This window comes from Bartonella sp. MR168JLCBS (assembly GCF_042194175.1).
The window spans coordinates 1-661 of the sequence record NZ_JBHIMP010000438.1; the positions used below are offsets into that span (position 1 = coordinate 1).

The 661-nt window shown below is 37.7% G+C and carries 1 protein-coding gene; it reads left to right on the forward strand.

What is annotated here, in order from left to right:
- Window positions 1-579: hypothetical protein (locus tag ACFIK8_RS11840; protein ID WP_375669541.1), on the forward strand; the 579-nt coding region annotated here is incomplete at its 5' end.
- Between the last annotated feature and the right edge of the window lie 82 nt (window positions 580-661).

Genomic DNA, 661 nt, shown 5'->3' on the forward strand with positions numbered 1-661 from the left:
GGTCATGCAAGAGTGTATGATGATGCAAAAATACGCCATTTTTCTCAAGTCTGTGGTCAAGTTTATGGCAATGCTGAAGTCTATGGAAAAGCTTTTATCTCTCAATATGCTAAAGTTTATGACCATGCTTTTGTCTATGGCAATGCTCATGTTTATGGCAATATTTATGGGTATGCTCATGTGAATGGTAGTGCCCGCGTTCTTGCTGATGCTCATATTTATGACCATGCGCATGTTTCTTATGATGCTACGGTTTTCAGTTATGCACGCGTTTATGGTCATGCCAAGGTTTCTGGCTTGGCTTGTATTTATAGCCATGCAAAAATTTATAATTATGCTGTTATTAATGGTCGTGCAAAAATTTATGGCAAGGTTTATGGGAATGCTTGTGTGAGTGGCTCTTGTGAGATTTATGGCTCTGTTTATGGCAATGCTAAAATCTCATATTGTGCAACGATCTGGGGGCGTGCTTATGGCAATGCAAAAATCAACAAAAAAAGCAAAGTAAGGTTGGTTCCCAAAAATTGTGAGGTTTATGAAAAGGATAATGTTGTCAATATAACTGATCAAACAGAATAAAGATCGGCGTGAGGGGCGTGCCTTCTTTATGGTTATAAACGCATATAAAATGCATTGCTATAAACATATCATAAAAGAGAGA